This window comes from Bacillus sp. OK048 (genome assembly GCF_900103525.1).
Classification (GTDB): Bacteria; Bacillota; Bacilli; order Bacillales; family Cytobacillaceae; genus Neobacillus.
In genome coordinates this window covers 93,860-112,764 of the sequence record NZ_FNHN01000012.1, presented here as the reverse complement: position 1 = coordinate 112,764, position 18,905 = coordinate 93,860, and the positions used below count along the sequence as shown (strand labels likewise).

Sequence of the window (18,905 nt, the reverse complement as noted above, 5' to 3'; positions counted from 1 at the left end):
TATACCATTTTGATGTATAGTAGAGTGGTACAAAAAAATCACAATTAATGGTAACGGTTTTTTACATAGAAGCGGGGGATAGTATGAGAAGAATTATTTTAACAACAGAGAGCGGTGCGGATTTACCAGTAGAATTAGCCGAAAAACATAATGTTCAAGTTGTCCCGATGCATGTGGTCATGGATGGTAAGGATTATTTAGACGGTTCATTACCTGTAACGGATATATATGATTATTATGAGCGGACAAAAAAGATACCCTCGACAACATCGACAAATTCGCATGAATATCTTGAATTTTTCAAGAAGATAAAAAAGGATTACCCTGATTGCATCATCGTACATATTGGTTATACGTCAAAGGCTTCTTCTTCCTTCCAGAATGCAATCATCGCAACGGAAGAATTGAGTGATATAATTCTAATTGACGCTTTGAATGTTACAGGTGGGTTAACTGTGATTGTGATGTATGCGGTATCCTTATTAGAACGTGATCCTTCAATTGAACCTATAGAATTAATAAAGAAAATTGAATCAATCATTCCTAAATCAAGACTAGCTTTCGTTCCCGGAAGCTTAGATTTTTTAAGAGCGGGTGGACGAGTTAGCAATCTTGCATATCTCGGCGGGGCACTGTTAAAAATAAAGCCGCGAATTGAACTAATTGATGGTAATCTTGTTTCAACAAAAAAATATCGTGGCAATATGGAAGCTGTTTCAGAAAAGCTGATACGTGAATACTTAAATCAATACGAAATTGATAGAGAACAGCTCTATCTTCTTTATTCCATTGGACTTGATGAAAAAATCAAGCAGGGAATGGATGAAATCGCAAAAGAAGCTGGTTTCAAAAATGTGAAATGGATTCAAGCTGGCGCCATGATATCTACTCATGCCGGACCTGGCGGTGTCGGAATTGCAGGCTTAGAAGTTTAGAAAGTATTAAATCCTATAATAAAAGGGAGGGATGATCCTATGAAGGTGGCTATTTTTGATTTTGATGGTACGTTATTTCCAAAAGAGACTTTTCCTCTTTTGATGGGTCATTTGAAGAATCACCCGATACATTTTCAGAAATATCGGAATTTCTTCCTTAGAATATTACCGGTTTACCTTGCTTATAAATGTAAACTTTACCCCGAACAAAAAATGAAAGAGTATTCAATGAGGAGCTATATTGCCGCTTTCGGTTCTTCTCCAAAAACAGAAATAGACCAGTTTTTCTCTCAAATTGGCGGGATTATGAGCGAAAATCTACGTGAAACGATGTTAGATAGACTTGAACAACATCGTATGGATGGCTATTATACGATGCTTGTCTCTGGAGCGTATGAGCCACTCTTATATTCAGTCACTGAAAATGTTAAATTTGATTGTATCATTGGGAGCAGTATTCCTTATCATGATGAAAAACTGAGCAAAAATGAATCAGTAAACTATATTTACGGTGAACGGAAAACGGAATTTATCAATGCACATTTGTCTGACACCGATGTTGATTGGCAAAATAGCTTTGCCTATGGGGATAGTTACTCGGATTTAAATGTTCTGGAATTAGTAGGAAATCCTGTTGCCGTAAACCCAGAGCCTCGTCTTTTGGAATTAGCTCAGGATAAGAATTGGGAAATCATAAAGGAACCAATAGTTAGTCTTGTCTAGGAGTTGTAATAAGGGGAGGTGAATCGTGTGTTCTTGAAGAAAACATCAGTTGTAGGGGAGAAGAATGGAGTTTCCTACTTGAATGGAAAAGTCAAATTTCAGGGAGTTTCTTTAAATGTTTACTGTTATTTCGTGGATGGTGTTTTAATCGATACAGGCTCACAGTCATTACATAAATATTTTGAAGCATTCATTGATGAAACAGATTTTGATCAAGTCATGATTTCTCATTTTCATGAAGATCATACAGGCTGCGCAGCTTATATTGAAAAGACTAAGAAGCTACCCATCTATTTAAATGAAAAAACCATTGATTATTGCAAAAATCGGGCTTATTATCCATTGTATCGACAGCTATTTTGGGGGAAAAGAAAGCCATTTCATGCTAAACCTATACCTGAAATGTTTACATCAAGAAATTCAACATGGGATGTCATTGATACGCCTGGACATGCTTTTGATCATAAAGCCTTTTATAATCGGGAAACAGGTCAGCTGTTTACAGGTGATTTATTTGTAAGTGAGCGAACCAAAGTTGTATTAGCAGAAGAAAGTATCCTAGAAATCATTGAATCATTAGAACGGGTTTTAACCTATGATTTTCAAGATGTTTTTTGCAGCCATGCTGGGTTGTTAGAAGATGGTCGCGCAGCACTTGAACGGAAGCGGGACTATTTATTATTCATTCAAGATAAGGTTTTAACTTTACATGAAGAAGGATACACATCTGAAGAGATCCGCAATAAACTCTATTCAAAAAAATACCCAATTGTAAAATTTTCTGGTGGAGAATGGGACTCTCTGCATATTGTTACATCGATTCTGAATGAAAAAAAATAAAATTCTGCCATCGTTTTTCAACAAAAAGACAAGAGAAGTTACTCTCTTGTCTTTTTAGAATTGTCTGCAACTTTCCCTGAAAGTAAAATAAACCGAGTTCTGTCTTCATTCCCATAAATGATTAACGTTTTTTCTTTCCTGTAAACACTAGAAGGACGATTCCGAAGATAACAATTAGACCAATCGCTATCGGTACCAGCATACTTGATGAAGATTTAGTATCATTATTTTCTGTTATTTTAACCGTATCATTTGCTGTTTCTTGTTCAATTTTATTTGGTTTATTCTCAGTAGTTTGACTGTTATCACCTTGCTTTTCTTTGTCTTCATCAGGAGCAACAGGAATTTCTGTTTGACTTTGATCCATTTGGACAACGAAGTTAATTTCACCTTTTATGGGGTGACCATCTTCGCCTAAAATATTCCATTGGATTGTGTAAGAGCCGTTCTCCAATGGTTTAGAAATGGTTCCAATCATCTGCTTATTATCAATTTTTATTTCTTCGAATGATAGTTTATTTCCGTCCTTTAACAAGTTCATCGTGCTTAATTCTTCAATAGTAGTGGCATACGTAAGTGTAATTTGTTCGAGCGCCTCTGTGACAACTTGTCCTTCTGCTGGATTTGATGAAGAGAGGCTTGTGTGTGCACTAACGATGGTAGGTACAAATATAATTGTACAAAGTAAAAATAAAATTAACTTTTTCAAAACTTTACTCCCTTTCTTTATGTACTAGTACATTCTTACTAATAAAGACATATTAACACAATGTTTATGGTAATTACATGTTATTTATGCACATGGAAAAACTTCTTACTAAGACGTTTATTTCCCTCGGCCCAAATTTGGTACTCATAAAACCAATCTAATCATATTCTTATAAAAGAAAACAATGAGATGGAGGTTAAGTTAGGTGGAAAAAGTGAAAGTTCGTTTACGGCCCATTGTCAATAAGATAAATTTACCTACTGTTTTGAAAACAGCGATACTTCCTGGTGATTCAATGGAAAGATTATTTATTGCAACCTTAGTGGGAGAGATCTTTTACATAGGAAATGGAGGTATTAAAACTTTTTTAGATATTCGACCGCAAATATTAAAACTAGGTGCTTCTGGAGGCTATGATGAAAGAGGATTACTAGGTTTAGCGTTTCATCCAGAATTTTATTATAACGGTCTGTTTTATCTTCATTATTCAGTAGCTGGAACACAAGGTCCGGGCGCTCTTCCTGAATCTTTTACGCCTGACCCATGTGATCCCAGTACTTTAAACCTAAAGTGGACAAATAGAGAAACTCAATATGATCATATTGATACAGTGGAAGAATGGATTTTACACTCAAATGGTCAACCTCAAAAACGGCGGACATTACTTAATTTAAGAAGACCATTTATGAATCATAATGGTATCAATAGTTTAAATTTCTCACCAGAAACAGGAAAACTTGTTTTAACAACCGGAGATGGTGGAGCAGGCTATGATCCATTTAATTTATGTCAAGATAATATGGAAATAGCCGGTAAAATAATTGAAATGGATGTCACGAAGAATACCTTTATCAATAGTCCACCCGTAGTTACACGATTTAATGAACTACCCGTACCGATTCAGGAAACACTAACGGTAATGGCCAAAGGGGTTCGCAATATAGTAGGCATTTCATTTCAAAGATATTATCATCAGTATATCAAATATGTCGGGAATGTCGGACAGGATTTGGTAGAGTCAATTTTTTCATTTGGTCAGTTTAAATCAATACCGGTTACTCAACTTATTCAAGCTTCTTTAATGAATTCTAAACTTGACCAAGAAGGATTTATTAACTTTGGCTGGCGAGGGTGGGAAGGTTCTTTTCCTACTTCGATTATTAAGGAATGCTCTACAAATCCGAATTTGGAAGAGAAAAGTATTGTTTACTACAATGAAGCACTAAATACTTCAGCGAGGCGTCTCCAGCCATTAACAAGTTATTTTCATAGAGATCAAAGGCCCGATAAGTTTGGAGGTACTGCACTTACAGGAGTGCAAGCATATATAGGGAATGGAATACCCGGCTTAACGGGAAGCGTGGTGTTTACAGATCTTGCCCGGAAAGATTCTCAACCACAGGTTAGAGGGGCTTTAGCTTATACACGAGTAAAACCAGATGGTAAACAAAATGATTTTAGTGTGATTCAAATCGATTATGATTTTGGTCCTCAATCAGCTTTTTATGTTAGCTTAGGAACAAATCTAGATCAAACCAGATTATTTTTAGGGGTTTATGGATCTATGAAAGTGACGGATGTTAATCAAGGTACTGTTTTTGAAATAATTCAATGAAACTATTAAATTGTTAATCATGAAAAATCTTTTGCATAGATTTAATTGGATCAAAAAAACAACCAAGGGAGCAATCAGGATCCCTTGGTTGTTTTTTTTGCCAGAAGTGGTCCAGTTGAGAATTGGAGGATCATTTAATGATAATCACTTTTAATCTTCTAAAAATGATTAAAGCAATTTCAACCCATAACCAGCTATAAAGAAATGAAAATAAAAGAATACTTCCAGTGGTAAGAAATGAAAAGGAATCAGAGACGGCTGGACCTAAAACTGGAAAGTGAAAAATAAATAGTAAACACATAATTCCTGCTATTAACAAAATGGAACCAGTAGCAATAATACTAAATCTCTTTCTAAAAAAGTAAAAAGAACCCCCGATTCCAAGTCCTAACAATCCTGTTGTAAAAGGAAATATCATGAGTTCAGAAGGCTGAAGGATGAATAACAACATAATTGTCAGAAGATAGGACATGACTCCATATGGAATAGTCAACATCGAAATGAACAGAATAGGTCCAGTGGCAAGCGGACTTAATAAATACCCTACCCCTGGTAAAAAGCCACCAGCAGCCTGAAGAATAGCAGCAATACAGGAAAAAATAGAACAAAGAATGAGCTTCCTCGTTTTTTTATGTCGATTAAATAGTATTCGCGATAAGCGAATCTCATCGGAAAGTGGTTTTAAAAAATACACCGCTCCACCTCATTCATAATGATTTACACATGACCATACAGTATATTTACTAATTAATTGAGTTGGAACACTTATAAAAATCTAATGCTTCAAGAAAAGAAACATGGATAAGCCTATCTAGACAGATAGCTAATAAAATAGTAAACTAAATAAATCTTAAATATTAATCCGCATCCTGCGGTGGAGGTTCTAGCACCCCTCGGTAAAAAAACTAAGGCGAAGCAGCACTTCTCTTAGAGGTGCTGTTTTTTATATTTTATCGGGTGGCGTAGAAAAAACATAGGAGAGTGAGTAACCGTGAGAATTTTTTTGTACTTAATTTCAATTGTCACAGCAAACGTGGTAACAGCGGCCTTCGCACCATTACAGCTAGGAATCTTTATTGTTCCAATGGGGACATTACTGATTGGAGCAACGTTTATCTTCCGTGACTTGGTTCAAAACAAATATGGAAGAAAGAAAACGTATCTGTTTATCGGGTTGGCGCTTTTATTATCTGCCATTGTTTCCTTTTGGTTAGGGGATACATTAATCATTGTAATGGCATCTGCGATTTCGTTTGTGATTGCAGAAACAACTGATACAGAGATCTACACACGATTAAACCTGCCAATGAGCTTACGTGTTCTTTATAGTGGAATCGTAGGTGGATTATTGGATTCGGCGATTTTCGTTGTAATCGGTCTTAGCCCGCTCGGTGCAAACTTCTTACCATGGGAAGCTGTTCCATTCGCAATCATGGGTCAAGTGTTAGTAAAGACAATCATCCAAGCCATTGCAGCACTAATCATTCACCAAACCAACGATATGGGCAAAAATACAGTATCAAATTAGCATGGTAAAAGCCCCAACCGCTTTCATTGAGGTTGGAGCTTTTTTGTATCGGGTGACAGGCACCCGAAACTCCTTAAACATCTTTACCCTGAACATCTATCAATGTAAGTTCATTAGTCTGATTCAAAGCATCCTTTAAAAACTGTTCAAACGCAACCAAATCGTTGGGTCTTACTCCTTTTATTCCAAAGCTTTCAGCAAGCTTTACAAAGTCAGGGTTACCAAAACTTGTACCAAAGCTGTTAGTGAATTTGTCTTGCATCATTTGTTCTTCTAATTTTAATGCAGAATTATTTAAAACAATGATGACAAAGGATAGACCTAATCGTTTGGCCGTCTCTAATTCGGAAATATTCATTAATGCACCGCCATCCCCAGTAATACAAATTACCGGTGCGTCCGGGCAAGCCAATTTAGCACCAATGGCACCTGGAACAGCAATACCCATTGAGGCTAATCCATTTGAAATGATGAGCCGACCGGCTTGTTTTGGCTGATATGTACGGGCAATGGATACTTTGTGAGCACCTACATCAGAAATGACGATGGTCTTTTCGTTTGTTAGGTTTTCAATAATTGTTAAGATATTTTCTATTGTTAATGCTTGATTTCCTTGCAACTCTAAATCAATCTGATAAGCAAACTTAATCTGTGCTTTTAGATTCCCACTCGGAGCCCATGGTTTCGACGGAATTTCCAGTTTATTAAGGGCATGGAACGTTTCCTTTAAATCACCAACTAATTCCCCCCTAACAGGGTAATGTTCGTTCATTTCGGCCGGAAGGGGATCGATATGTAGAACAGGTCGCAGCTTTTTATTCCATTCCTTAGGAAGTTTTTCAACAAAATCATATCCAACAACAATTAATAAATCTGATTCCTCTATTATCGGTAAACCTTCATCCTGCTTCGTAAAGCCAAATGTAAAATAGTTTGATGGATGGTCTTTAGATAAAACTCCTTTTGCCATAAAACTATGGAGAGCTGGTGATTTTAGGTTCTCTATGAATGTGAGGAGTTCATCCACAGCTTCTTGTCTGATTACCCCATTTCCTATAATAACAAGTGGTTTATTGCTCTGACCTATTAGCGAACGAGCATATTCAATAGCTTGTGAATTCGGTGTGCTTTTTGGGAATTGTGTTACGAGTAACGGGTTACTAGGAATCATTTGTGGTGCTAAGTTCTCTGGTAATTCAATTAACACAGCACCTGGCTTTTCCATTTGTGCAACTCTAAACGCCTTACGTATGATGGTTGAGATGGTTTGTGAGTCTCTAATTTGAACACTCCATTTGGTAGCAGGTTCAAATATTTTTACGATATCTAAATATTGATGGGATTCAGGATGCTGCCGTTCAAGGCCTGCTTGTCCTGTAATAGCTACTACCGGAGAATGGTCCAGATTTGCACTTGAAATTCCGGTCAAAAGGTTTGTAGCACCTGGTCCTAATGTCGCTAAACAAACACCGGGCTTTTTTGCTAATCTGCCGTAAACATCAGCCATAAATGCAGCGCCTTGTTCATGTCGAACATTCACAAACTTTATTTGTTTTGATTTTGACAAGGAATCGATCAGGTCAAGGGTTTCTTTCCCCATGATGCCAAAAATATACTCGACATCCTCATTTTCTAAACACTGAACGAGTAAATCTGTTGCCTTCATAATTAGTCTCCTTTCAAACTCCACCTTTCCTATTTTTCCCTTTAATTCAAATGATAATCTAGTTACTTATAAATTTACTGAATCGATTCCATTTGCTGTAACCGTTCCAGGATTCTTCGTTTCCGATATAACATTTTTCCTGCATCTGCTACATCACTCATGGAGGAGCGATTGATCACTGCGCCAAAAATGATACCAGCAATCGGGACCATTTGAAAAAGTTTTTTCCAGCCGAACGAATCCCTGTACGTCGTCACCACTTCTCGCCAACCTTGCAGTTGTGAAACGATTTGATGATTCTGATTGCCTTGATGGTAGGCAGCGAGGTCCTCTGAAATTGCCTTTTTTCCAACAATATCGGATGAGGTAAACTGAAGACATTTTACAATGAAAATTCTCTCTGATTTTTCCTTTGGGTCATACCCATAGCATAAGGAAATTTCCTGTAAAACTTTAAGAGATAACCCTAATAGAACAGGGATATCAACTGCCAGCGTAAAAATCCCGCCAATCCCTGTTGTGGCGCCTTGAACAGTGGCCAATTTTGTTCGCGATTTTCCGATATCGTTTGCCACCTCATCCATTTTAGTAAGGGGAATCTGTTCACGAAGAGCTTCGCGAATTTCAGCTGTTGTCCATTCTAGATCATCAGCGACAAACTTTTTTAGAATCGTTTCTTCGTTGACTAAATATTGGTCACCGGTTTGAATGTAGCTTCCTAACTCATCAATTGCCAAACCAATTTTCTCTTGAATAAACTTTGGCGTTATTTTATCAAGCAAAAGGAATGGCAAACGGCCAAGTTTCTCCCAGAACCATAAATCCTTCTGTTCATTTTCCCAAGCTTCAATCTTTTTTAATTCTTCCATTAAAAAATCTGTTGATTCCTCATTTATCAAAATATTCCACTCCGTCGTTTTCATTTGAATTTGCATGTAGGTATATACGAAAAAGTATCAAACAAGTTTCATCCTTTCTACGGGCAATTGCAAAATGTTTATGATGATACTAAGCTAGGCTGGATAATGAATATTAATTGAATAATTATATTATGTTAACTAAGTTTGAAGTATTATTTGAAAAATTTTTTGCCTTTTCTAGTATAATTGGAAAGAATGAAATAAATTGGTAGTACATAACGGATAACGGAGGAAGCGTAATGGTAGTACATAAACATAAATTTGCAATCATCTTTCTTGCTAGTTTAGTGTTAGCTAGTGGAGGAATAATAGGTTACAAGTTTTACCAAGAAGCAAAGGATAAAGCTGCGATCGAATCTCAACAAAAGGCAGAAAGAGAAGCTTTCCAAAAGGAAGGTAGAATGGCAGAAACGAAGGTAATTAGTGCAGAAATGAATCCGACACAGGAGAATATTGATGCAGCTGAAGAAGCGGTCTATTTATTGCCAAATATTGAAGAAAAACAAAAGCTTTTGGATAGGATAGCTGTTGTAAAAGACGAGTTTAACAGAAATCAAAAGATAAATGAAGAAGCCCGTTTGGCAAAATTAAAACCCGAGATCAATCAATCTAAAATCGCTTTAGGAATATATCAATCGCCATCCGAAGAAGTTCTATTAGAGATTCTTCATAATATGACACATCAAAAAGTTCGTTCAGAAGAAAAATGGGAATTTGTTCAAATGACCGAAGTTAACCTTCTGGCAGTGAAAGAAGTCCTTCAGGAGAATCCTGCATATAGCCAAAATATCGATATGCTTGAAATCGTCAATAATTGGTTAAGGAATAATTTTAGTAATATTGTAGCTGATCATAACGTAATATGGGAATTTAAAGATGGAACAGTTGGAAAAGCATATGGAATCTTGAGTCCAAAAGAAGAAGAGGACCTAGTGAAGGAACAATTTGGAGCCCGATAATGAATTCCATTCACTTGTAGTCTCAACTATGTGAGAAAAAGGTGTCAGTCCCCCGATGAACTACTGCTTTAATGCAACGGGGGTCTGGCACCTTTTTTAAATTTATTTTAATATTTTTACAAACTCTAATTGACAACCATTATCAATAGAAAATATAATAAATATGTGGTTGATAATGAAAATCGTTATCAGTTAACTAATTTTTTAAGGAGGTTTTCATGAGGAAAAATCTATTACTTAATTTTTCTATACTTCTATTAGTAGTAGGATTTGGTTTACATAATCCCGTATTTGCGGCAGGGAGTTCCAGTGACGATATAAATAAAGCTGGAGAATTTATTGATCAAGCCATTGATTTTGCTTCTAAAGGAAACCTTTCGGATAGTGAGAAAGGTTATGATCAATTTAATAAGACCTGGCGGGAAATAGAAGAGGGGATTAAAGAAGATTCTGCAACTGCCTATCGAGATATTGAATCGAATATGGGAAAGGTAGTCTATGCCTTAACCATTAAAAATCAAGAACAAGTTATTCAGGCTTTACAGGATTTAAAGTCTGTTAGTGAAAAATTTGTAAGTGGAGGTTATCCAAAAGAGAAAGGTTTTAAGAAAGAGGATATTACATTAGGTGAATTTATTTTACTTCTCCAAGAAACAAAGGCGGAAGTGAATGAACACAATCAATCTGAAGCATTAAAGGGCATTAAAAAGGCAAATAGCAGCTGGTTGAGTGTAGAAGGAGCGGTGGTCGCACAATCTGCCTCCGTTTACAGTGATTCCGAGAGAGACTTGGTGACGATTCAAGCAATGCTTGCTGCTAACCCGCCTAATTATAAAGAAGCAAATCAAACAATTAATACAATGGTAAAATACTTAACCCCTTTAGCTAATAAATCTCAATACACTTATTGGGATGCTGCCATGATTCTTATTCGAGAAGGTTTAGAAGCCCTTCTTGTAGTGATAGCACTTATGTCATTTGTAAAGAAATCAGCAGATGGAAAGGGAATCGGATGGATTTGGACTGGGGTATTAGCTGGTCTAGGAGTTAGTGTAATACTCGCCATTATTGTAAAATTTGTGATCTCTTCTGGAGCGTTTGGTAATAATAATGCACTTATTGCTGGGTGGACAGGTGTCTTTGCTGCCGTAATGTTATTGTACATGAGCTATTGGCTTTTTTCACGAATATCGCTGATTGGAATCAGTATATTCGTGAAAAAAGCCAAACAGCTTTAACAACAGGTAAACTAGTTTCATTAGGTGCTCTTGCCTTTCTTGCAGTATTCCGAGAAGGAACAGAAACCGTATTATTCTATATGGGTATGGCTAGCCAAATAAAACTTCAGTCCCTATTGATTGGTTTTCTAATTGGAGCTGCAATACTTGGAATCTTAGCGTATTTAATGGTATTTGCAGGATTAAAGCTGCCGCTGCGTCTATTCTTTATGGTGTCTAGTATCATCGTATTTTACCTTTGTGTTAAGTTTACGGGAATGGGAATACACAGCCTACAATTAGCTGGATTCATCCAAACCACTAATTCTCCAGGCATTCCAAGTTTCGAATTTTTTGCACTTTATCCTTCATGGGAAAGTACAATACCTCAAGTTATTCTTGTATTTGGGGCCGTTATGATGATTCTATTAAAAATCATTAAAAGTAAAAAACCAATAAGCAGTCAAAATTAAATTTGAAATGAGGAATAATGGAATGAAAAAAGTACAAGCGGTGATTTTAGCATTCGGATTTGGAAGTGCACTCGTTCTAGCAGGTTGTAATTCAACTGATAGTAAAATTTCTGTGGGAGTAAATAATATGCTAGAGACAACAGAACAGCTGGCAAAAGCTATTGAAAACGGCGACCAAGCAAAAGTAAAGGAAGTTGGTCCACAGTTAGAAGATCAATGGTCTTCCTTTGAAGAAGGTGTTAAGAAGGATAACAAAGATTTATATGAAAAAATAGAAAAATATCTGGCTCCAACCATTGCAGGTTCGGAAGCAGCCACTCTTGATAAAGACGCATTGGGTTCTTTAAATGACCAACTTACTTTGGCCTTGAAAGAATTAGAGGATCATACCAAATAATGAGTTTTTAAAGAAAATAACGAAGGGGCCTTCCTAGGACGATAGATTTACAACCTGTAAAGCATTCTAAACATTTATTGTTAAGAATGCTTTACAGGTTTTTTTTGTGTTAATGAAAATGTTGATAGGATAGATAAAAGGAAGTTGGCATGAATGTTGCAATAAATAGGATATCAAACCAATGTATCCAGAGGATGTCCTATATGTCACGACGGAAGTAATAAAAAAAGGCTTGCCACGGAAGGATATTGTAGTTTGTTCATAGAAACATAGGAAATGGAAGTGTAAGCGTTAACTGACTCGTGTTGATTATTATACAATCTACGGTTTTCTGTTAACTATACTTATCAACATTAAATTAGTTTAAAGCGCTAGAAACAACCCATAAATTGGAGATACCTTGCATTTTTTTACTCTTTTGAATATTTGAAAAAGTTGTTGACAGGAAAATAAATATTATTTATTATAATAATCAGATAAATATTATTTATTTTGGATGTGTACCTATTAAACTTTCTTAGATCTAAAGGTGGTGATACAGATTACGAATAAATGGAGGCGTTTCCATTGTTGAATGGTACCCCATTTTTTAAAACTTCTATCCCAAAAAATCGGATTACCATTACTGTTATGGTAAGGTTAGGACATTGTAAGGATAGGAGGAAAAACGCTCTATGAAAAATAGAAGTGAGCAATTAGTTTGTGAGCTTGGACGAAAAATAGTCACTGGCGAGCTAAAACAAGGAGAAATCTTACCAAAAGTAGAGGATTTAGGTGAAATATATAAAGTAAGTCGAACGGTAGTCCGTGAATCCTTTAAAAGTCTATCTACTATGGGTCTTGTTAGGTCCAATCAAAGGGCTGGGACGATTGTACTTCCACGTTCAGAGTGGCAATGGTGGAATTTTGAAGTTATGAACTGGGTGCTGGAAGATGAGAATAATCGAGATTTTCTACTGCATTTAACCGAAGTTAGAATGGGGCTTGAACCCATGGCAGCAGCACTAGCAGCACAAAGAGCAACCGAGCAGGATTTGATTAACATTAAAGATGCTTTCAATCGGCTCGAACAATCAATCGGAGATGAAAAGGCATGGGTAAATGCCGATTTTGATTTCCATGAAAGTATTTTAAAGGCTTCTTACAACGATCTAATCATTAACACTGTTAGAACGCTCCGGAAAGCGCTAGTTATTAGCCGAGAAAAAACGTTAAAAGCAGCCAAGAATGTTCCAGAATCACCTTTTGATACACCGACAAATGAAGTATTAGAAAGACATCGTTCTATATATGAAGCTGTCATGGCCCGTGATGAAAAATTGGCACATGATAAAATGATCGAGTTAATCTTACGGGTTAAGAGGATTTTGGAAAAAATATATTCGTAGTTTCTTTGAACTTAATGAACCAATTAAATTTAGGAGGAGTTAATTATGGGGATCCAAGTAGTAAGATTTGAAAATGAAAATCAAGAGCAGTGGGGAGTTGTATCAAATGATAAAATTCTCGTATTAAAGGATTCCTTTTCTTCTTTAGCACATTTTTTAGAAGAAGGTGTTGAGGCAGCTAGACAAGCAAAGGAACAAGGACAAGGTGAATCTCTTTCATTAAACGAAGTAACCATCTTAAGCCCTGTGACTAAACCAGCAAGAATTGTTTGCCAAGGTGCCAATTACTCATCTCACCGTGCTGAATCTGGAATGGAAGCAGCTCGTCCGCCATATAATATGTTTTTTAGTAAAGCAGATAGCACACTTTCTGGTCCCTACACAGAAATTATTCGTCCGTCACATGTTAAGCTATTAGACTATGAAATTGAGCTGGGACTAGTCATTGGAACGGAGATTTCTTCTTCAGTTGAAGTGACAGATGAAAACCTCTACCAATATATTGCAGGGCTTGTCATTATGGATGATGTTTCTGCCCGTGATGTACAACTCACTGAGGGGCAATGGTTAAAAGGGAAGAGCTACCGTACTTTTGGACCTACAGGACCGTTTTTATACTTACTTGATAAAGAAGAGGTTCCACTCATTCATGATCTAGAATTAAATTTATGGGTAAACGATGAATTACGACAATCAGCAAATACGAGTCAATTATTATTCAAACCTGCTGAAACGCTAACAGAGCTTTCAGAAATCATGGATCTTTCAAAAGGTGATTTGGTTATTACAGGTACAACAGGTGGAGTAGCGCTAAGTCTTACACCAGAGACACTTGGAAAAATTTCAAGCCCTATGGTCTCTTACGCCGAGAAAGTAGAACTTCTTGTTGAAAGTCAAATAAATAACGGTAAATATCTGGAAGATGGAGACGTTATTCGTTGTCAAATTAGAAGTAAAGATGGAAAAATTGACCTAGGTGAACAAGTAAATAAAGTAGTTTCAAGTAAAGTAGCAATTTCTTAATAGTGCATTTATTCTATCCGCTGGGATTAAATATCCCAGCGACCTATAGGTCTTACATAAATAAATTTAACTTCCATGAAAATGAATTTATTAGTTTTAATATTTCACAAGAATGTATGCGTTTACAAAACAGGATTTTGATTTGTTTCAAGGTTAGGTGGATTTAAAGGGAAGACAGCAAAAGACCAATGGTTGGTATCTGATTAAATAATCTGGAGGAATGGGAAATGTCAACTGTAAAAGTATTTAGATTAGTGTATGTTGATTTTTATTCGAAAAATGCGGATAGAATGGTGGAATATTATACGAATACAATGGGGTATCGTATTTCAGAAGAAGTGGACGGCGTAACTTATTTAAGCAACGCTCTCGACCATCACAATATCGTAATTACTCCTTCAGATAAAAAAGGTATTCGCCGCTATGGATACCAATTAGATGGAAATTTCAGCATAGAAGAAGTACAGGAACAATTACATGAACAAGGTATTAGCTCCACTATTAAAAGAGAAGCGAAACCAGGTATTTCAAGATTGATAGAATTACAGGATCCTGCAGGAAATACCCTGGAATTATTTACGGAAATAGACCAAACAATTGTTGGCTTTGGCACTTCTGGGATTGTTCCTCACAAATTAGGACATGTCGCTTTTTATGCGAAGAATTTTCAAAAAACCATCGATTTTTACCGAGATGCTTTAGGGTTTAATTTTACAGATAAAATTGGAGAGGCTTTCGCCAATTTCTTATCTTGTAATACAGATCATCACACATTAAATATTGTGGCATCGGATGAAACTCGGTTACACCACATTGCTTTCCAATTAAAAGATGCCAGTCATCAATTTGCTAGTTCGGACATATTAGCAAAGAATGGTCATCCAGTCCTTTGGGGCCCATCCCGCCATACAGCTGGACATAATATTGCAACCTACCATCATGACCCAGACCAAAATGTGGTTGAATTGTATACAGACCTGGATGTATTAATTCCAGAACTCGGCATTTTCGAACCACGTCCATGGCACGAGGAGCTGCCGCTTAAACCAAAAGTTTGGGAATCATTAAGTGCTTGGGGAACAGAATTTGTAGTGGATTTGGCTAAGGTATAATAGAGCAAAATGAATGACTACAACTAACGGACCAGCTTAAGTAACAGTATCAAAATTAATGTCAGTATTATTCATTTTAAGAATGTTATTATTTTTATCAAAATTAATTTATTCTGAAGGGAATTGAGTATAGTGACAAATGAAAATAGTGTAAAAGACCGAACCAATGAGGCTGAGGAGCTAGTAAAACGTGCAGCAGAGTTTGTTCCCCAATTACGTGCACAAGGTAAGGAAATTGATGATATTCGAAGAATTCCAGAAGGAACAATTGAAGCTCTAAATGAGGCGGGATTGTTCAATCTGACTATTCCTAAAATCTTTGGTGGTCATCAAGTAAACATTCGGACATTTATTGATGTTAATTCTGAAATAGCACGTGGAAATGGTTCGGCCGCCTGGGTTACGACATTAACTAACGTTTGTAACTGGCTTGTGGCTACACTTTTTCCAAAGGATGTGCAACAGGAAGTCTTTGGAGATGGAAATGCTCGTACTTGTGGAGTACTAGAGCCAAGAAAATGCGAGGTTCGTCGTGTTGAGGGAGGCTATGTAATTGAGTATGGATTTTGGGGATTTGGTTCTGGCTCACTACATGCACAGTGGGCAGGTCTAGGTATTCCAATCGTTGATGAAAATGGAAATATTATTGACAATGGTCTAGCACTCCTGCCAATGAAAGATGTTGAGATTAAGGACGATTGGTACACTACTGGTCTGCGTGGCTCCGGAAGCAATAGTCTAGAGGTTCGGAATATCTTTGTTCCCGACCGAAGGGTAGCATCGATTTCAAAGGCAATGAATGGGGAGTATCAATCAGGGCATTCCAAGGAAGAAGCTCTTTATCACTCGGCTTTGGTACCTGTCTTAGCGCTAGTGCTGTTATCGCCTCCGCTTGGTATGGCTCGCGCTGCGTTGGAGATTTTCTTGGAGAAACTACCCAATAGGAAAATTCAATACACATGGCACAACTCGCAAGCTGAAGCGACCGTTACCCATTTAAAAGTAGCCGAAGCTGCAATGAAAATTGACTCCGCACTTCTGCATGTATACCGCGCTGCTGATGATATTGATCGCTGGGCTGCTAGTGGTGAATATATGGATTTTCATAATAGAGCTCGTGTTCGAATGGATTCTGGCTATGCGGTTAGATTATGCTGGGAAGCCATTGATATTCTAGCATCTGAAAGTGGTGGATCGTTGATTGCGGAAAATAATCTTCTAGCACAAATTATACGTGATGCACGCGGTGCGACAAATCACGGAGTTATTGTTCCTACCACAAACCTTGAGTTATATGGACGAATCCTTTGTGGTCAGGAACCTAATACGGTTCTAGTTTAACTGTTCGTAAGTCTAAATGAAAACGAGATATTATTAGAATTTTAATAGAAATTAGTTTTTCAAATACCATGAAATAACTTTCTATTTGATTGGGATCTGACTTATATCCTAGAAAGGGTAGAAATCAGATCCTTCTTTTCAATTTTTTGTGATTAGTTAGGATGGGAAAATTTGAACGATAGTATAGAAGGAGTGAAAGAGATGGAAAAACAAAATCAGCAAAACCTTTTTAAAGAAGTTATGGGAAATTATCCGACTGGAGTAACGATTGTTACAACATGCGATGAAGATGGTAATCCCGTTGGACTTACAGTAAATTCTTTTGCATCCGTTTCCCTTGATCCGCTGCTTATTTTATGGTCGATAGATCATCGTGTTTCTTCCTTGAATGCTTTTAAAATGGCGGATGGTTTTGTCGTCCATGTGCTCGCTGGTGACCAACAAAAGCTTTGTCAACTATTTGCTAGCAGAAATACTGATCGTTTCGGCAACTGTAATTGGAGCCTTTCATCACAAAATTTGCCAATTCTCGAGAATACATTTGCAGTTCTGGAGTGCAAAACGTATAAGCAAGTCGAAGCAGGGGATCACACAATACTAATCGGAGAAGTGACGAATATAACGTTTCATGAAAAAGAACCGATGCTCTACCATCGCAGACATTTCGGTCCAATTCCTGCTGAATTTCATTCTGTCCCAAATAAGTAGGTAAAAAGTCTAAATACAAATAACTAGTAACTTTGATTAATATTTTCATAGTCAATGATTTTATATCAAACTGTAAATTGTGGGGGGAAGAATAGATGGAAACTTATATAGTAGATGGGGCAAGAACTGCTTTTGGTACTTTCGGCGGTTCATTAAAGGATGTCAGCGATATTGATCTAGGCGTGGCAGCAACGAAAGAAGCGATTAAAAGAAGTGGGATTCCAGCATCAGATATTGATGAAATTGTGTTTGGCAATGTGATCCAAACTGGAGAAGCTTCTGCTTATTTGGCAAGACATATTGGTCTGAAAAGCGGAATGCTAGAGTCATCTTCCGCCCTAACCTTAAATCGTTTATGCGGTTCAGGTCTCCAGTCGATCGTAACGGGTGCACAGTCAATTGCATTAGGAGATGCAAGAGTCGTTGCTGCCGGTGGAACTGAAAATATGAGTTTAGCACCTCAAATTTTAAAGGGTACCCGCTTTGGTTCACCAAATAAGGCACCTGTGGTAGTAGATATGCTATGGGAATCGCTTATTGATCAATATGTTGGCTGCGGAATGGGAATGACGGCAGAGAACCTTTCGGCAAAATATGAGCTATCTCGCAAAGAACAGGATGAATTTCCGGTATATTCCCAGGAAAAGGCGATGAAAGCTAGAAATAACGGCCGTTTCGCGGAAGAGATTGTACCTATAGTGAGAAAAGATAGAAAAGGAAAAGAGTTTGTCATTGAGGTTGATGAATATATTAGAGACGGTGTAACCGTTGAAATCTTATCTAAGCTAAAGCCAGCTTTTAAGAAGGACGGAACCGTAACACCTGGAAATGCAAGTGGTATAAACGATGGTGCGGCAGCCGTTTTATTAGCTTCAGAGGATTATGTCCTTGAACATGGATTAAAACCACTTGCAAAAATTGTTTCCTGGGGAGTAGCAGGGGTTGATCCAAAAATTATGGGGATTGGACCTGTTCCAGCAAGTATCAAAGCACTAAAGAATGCTGGATTATCCATAGGTGATATTGACTTGTTTGAGTTTAATGAAGCATTTGCTGCGCAATCTCTAGCCGTAATAAAAGAGTTAGGGGTAGATCGGGAAAAAGTGAATGTCAATGGCGGAGCGATTGCTTTGGGGCATCCTCTTGGTGCTAGCGGTACAAGAATTACATATTCATTAGCACTTGAAATGAAAAAAAGAAATGTAAAATATGGATTGGCCTCTCTATGTATTGGCGGGGGTCAAGGTATTGCCATGATTTTAGAAAGAGCGTAAGGCTTTTATAAATAAGCTCTGTTATTATTCATTGTTGATTTTCGTGTAGGTATGAGATTTCATTGGCGGAGAATTTC

The 18,905-nt window shown here is 37.1% G+C and carries 19 protein-coding genes; 15 read left to right on the top strand and 4 right to left on the bottom strand.

Annotation, left to right across the window (positions count from 1 at the left end; all coding sequences use genetic code 11):
• The first annotated feature begins 83 nt into the window (after positions 1-83).
• From BLR86_RS20035 to BLR86_RS20025, 3 genes are read left to right on the top strand one after another with little or no spacing between them, the layout of a single operon-like run.
• Complete coding sequence (locus tag BLR86_RS20035; protein ID WP_090765718.1) at positions 84-935, top strand: DegV family protein; 852 nt, start codon at positions 84-86, stop codon at positions 933-935.
• A 39-nt stretch (positions 936-974) separates the two neighbouring features.
• Positions 975-1,658 (top strand): HAD family hydrolase, encoded by a 684-nt coding sequence (locus tag BLR86_RS20030; protein WP_090765717.1) that lies wholly within the window; start codon positions 975-977, stop codon positions 1,656-1,658.
• Positions 1,659-1,685: 27 nt separating this feature from the next.
• Positions 1,686-2,498 carry an MBL fold metallo-hydrolase gene (locus BLR86_RS20025; protein ID WP_090765714.1) on the top strand — a complete coding sequence of 271 codons (813 nt, stop codon included), beginning with the start codon at positions 1,686-1,688 and terminating at the stop codon, positions 2,496-2,498.
• A 121-nt stretch (positions 2,499-2,619) separates the two neighbouring features.
• On the opposite strand, the gene BLR86_RS20020 is transcribed toward BLR86_RS20025, so the two are convergent.
• On the bottom strand, positions 2,620-3,207 hold the full coding sequence (locus tag BLR86_RS20020) for a copper resistance CopC family protein (RefSeq protein ID WP_175492981.1): 588 nt from the start codon (positions 3,205-3,207) through the stop codon (positions 2,620-2,622).
• Positions 3,208-3,412: 205 nt separating this feature from the next.
• Between BLR86_RS20020 and BLR86_RS20015 the strand changes: the two genes are divergently transcribed.
• Positions 3,413-4,822 (top strand): PQQ-dependent sugar dehydrogenase, encoded by a 1,410-nt coding sequence (locus BLR86_RS20015; RefSeq protein WP_090765707.1) that lies wholly within the window; start codon positions 3,413-3,415, stop codon positions 4,820-4,822.
• 130 nt (positions 4,823-4,952) lie between these two features.
• On the opposite strand, the gene BLR86_RS20010 is transcribed toward BLR86_RS20015, so the two are convergent.
• Positions 4,953-5,516 (bottom strand): hypothetical protein, encoded by a 564-nt coding sequence (locus tag BLR86_RS20010; protein ID WP_090765704.1) that lies wholly within the window; start codon positions 5,514-5,516, stop codon positions 4,953-4,955.
• Positions 5,517-5,813: 297 nt separating this feature from the next.
• Between BLR86_RS20010 and BLR86_RS20005 the strand changes: the two genes are divergently transcribed.
• Complete coding sequence (locus tag BLR86_RS20005) at positions 5,814-6,350, top strand: VUT family protein (protein ID WP_090765701.1); 537 nt, start codon at positions 5,814-5,816, stop codon at positions 6,348-6,350.
• 73 nt (positions 6,351-6,423) lie between these two features.
• On the opposite strand, the gene BLR86_RS20000 is transcribed toward BLR86_RS20005, so the two are convergent.
• Together BLR86_RS20000 and BLR86_RS19995 are read right to left on the bottom strand one after the other, a co-directional pair.
• Entirely contained in the window at positions 6,424-8,016 is a 1,593-nt protein-coding gene (locus BLR86_RS20000) for an acetolactate synthase large subunit (protein WP_090765698.1), read from the bottom strand.
• A gap of 74 nt (positions 8,017-8,090) precedes the next feature.
• Positions 8,091-8,885, bottom strand: coding sequence for an EcsC family protein (locus tag BLR86_RS19995; RefSeq protein WP_254782391.1), 795 nt, complete (start codon positions 8,883-8,885; stop codon positions 8,091-8,093).
• A gap of 290 nt (positions 8,886-9,175) precedes the next feature.
• Here BLR86_RS19995 and BLR86_RS19990 point away from each other — a divergent pair, with 290 nt between their 5' ends.
• From BLR86_RS19990 to BLR86_RS19950, 10 genes are all read left to right on the top strand, one after another.
• On the top strand, positions 9,176-9,895 hold the full coding sequence (locus BLR86_RS19990; protein WP_090765695.1) for a DUF6241 domain-containing protein: 720 nt from the start codon (positions 9,176-9,178) through the stop codon (positions 9,893-9,895).
• A 218-nt stretch (positions 9,896-10,113) separates the two neighbouring features.
• Complete coding sequence (locus tag BLR86_RS19985) at positions 10,114-11,133, top strand: FTR1 family protein (RefSeq protein WP_254782390.1); 1,020 nt, start codon at positions 10,114-10,116, stop codon at positions 11,131-11,133.
• Positions 11,067-11,585 (top strand): FTR1 family protein, encoded by a 519-nt coding sequence (locus BLR86_RS26655; RefSeq protein ID WP_254782389.1) that lies wholly within the window; start codon positions 11,067-11,069, stop codon positions 11,583-11,585. Before BLR86_RS19985 ends, BLR86_RS26655 begins: the two co-directional genes overlap by 67 nt.
• A gap of 22 nt (positions 11,586-11,607) precedes the next feature.
• Positions 11,608-11,982, top strand: coding sequence for a hypothetical protein (locus BLR86_RS19980; protein WP_090765693.1), 375 nt, complete (start codon positions 11,608-11,610; stop codon positions 11,980-11,982).
• A 674-nt stretch (positions 11,983-12,656) separates the two neighbouring features.
• On the top strand, positions 12,657-13,370 hold the full coding sequence (locus BLR86_RS19975; RefSeq protein ID WP_090765690.1) for a FadR/GntR family transcriptional regulator: 714 nt from the start codon (positions 12,657-12,659) through the stop codon (positions 13,368-13,370).
• A gap of 45 nt (positions 13,371-13,415) precedes the next feature.
• A complete protein-coding gene (locus BLR86_RS19970) occupies positions 13,416-14,393 on the top strand; it encodes a fumarylacetoacetate hydrolase family protein (RefSeq protein ID WP_090765686.1) in 978 nt (325 codons plus the stop codon).
• Positions 14,394-14,620: 227 nt separating this feature from the next.
• Complete coding sequence (locus BLR86_RS19965; RefSeq protein ID WP_090765683.1) at positions 14,621-15,505, top strand: VOC family protein; 885 nt, start codon at positions 14,621-14,623, stop codon at positions 15,503-15,505.
• Between the two features lie 132 nt (positions 15,506-15,637).
• Complete coding sequence (locus BLR86_RS19960) at positions 15,638-16,846, top strand: acyl-CoA dehydrogenase family protein (RefSeq protein WP_217642405.1); 1,209 nt, start codon at positions 15,638-15,640, stop codon at positions 16,844-16,846.
• 201 nt (positions 16,847-17,047) lie between these two features.
• Positions 17,048-17,554, top strand: coding sequence for a flavin reductase family protein (locus BLR86_RS19955; protein WP_090765680.1), 507 nt, complete (start codon positions 17,048-17,050; stop codon positions 17,552-17,554).
• 95 nt (positions 17,555-17,649) lie between these two features.
• Positions 17,650-18,828, top strand: coding sequence for an acetyl-CoA C-acetyltransferase (locus BLR86_RS19950; protein WP_090765677.1), 1,179 nt, complete (start codon positions 17,650-17,652; stop codon positions 18,826-18,828).
• The last annotated feature ends 77 nt before the right edge of the window (positions 18,829-18,905 follow it).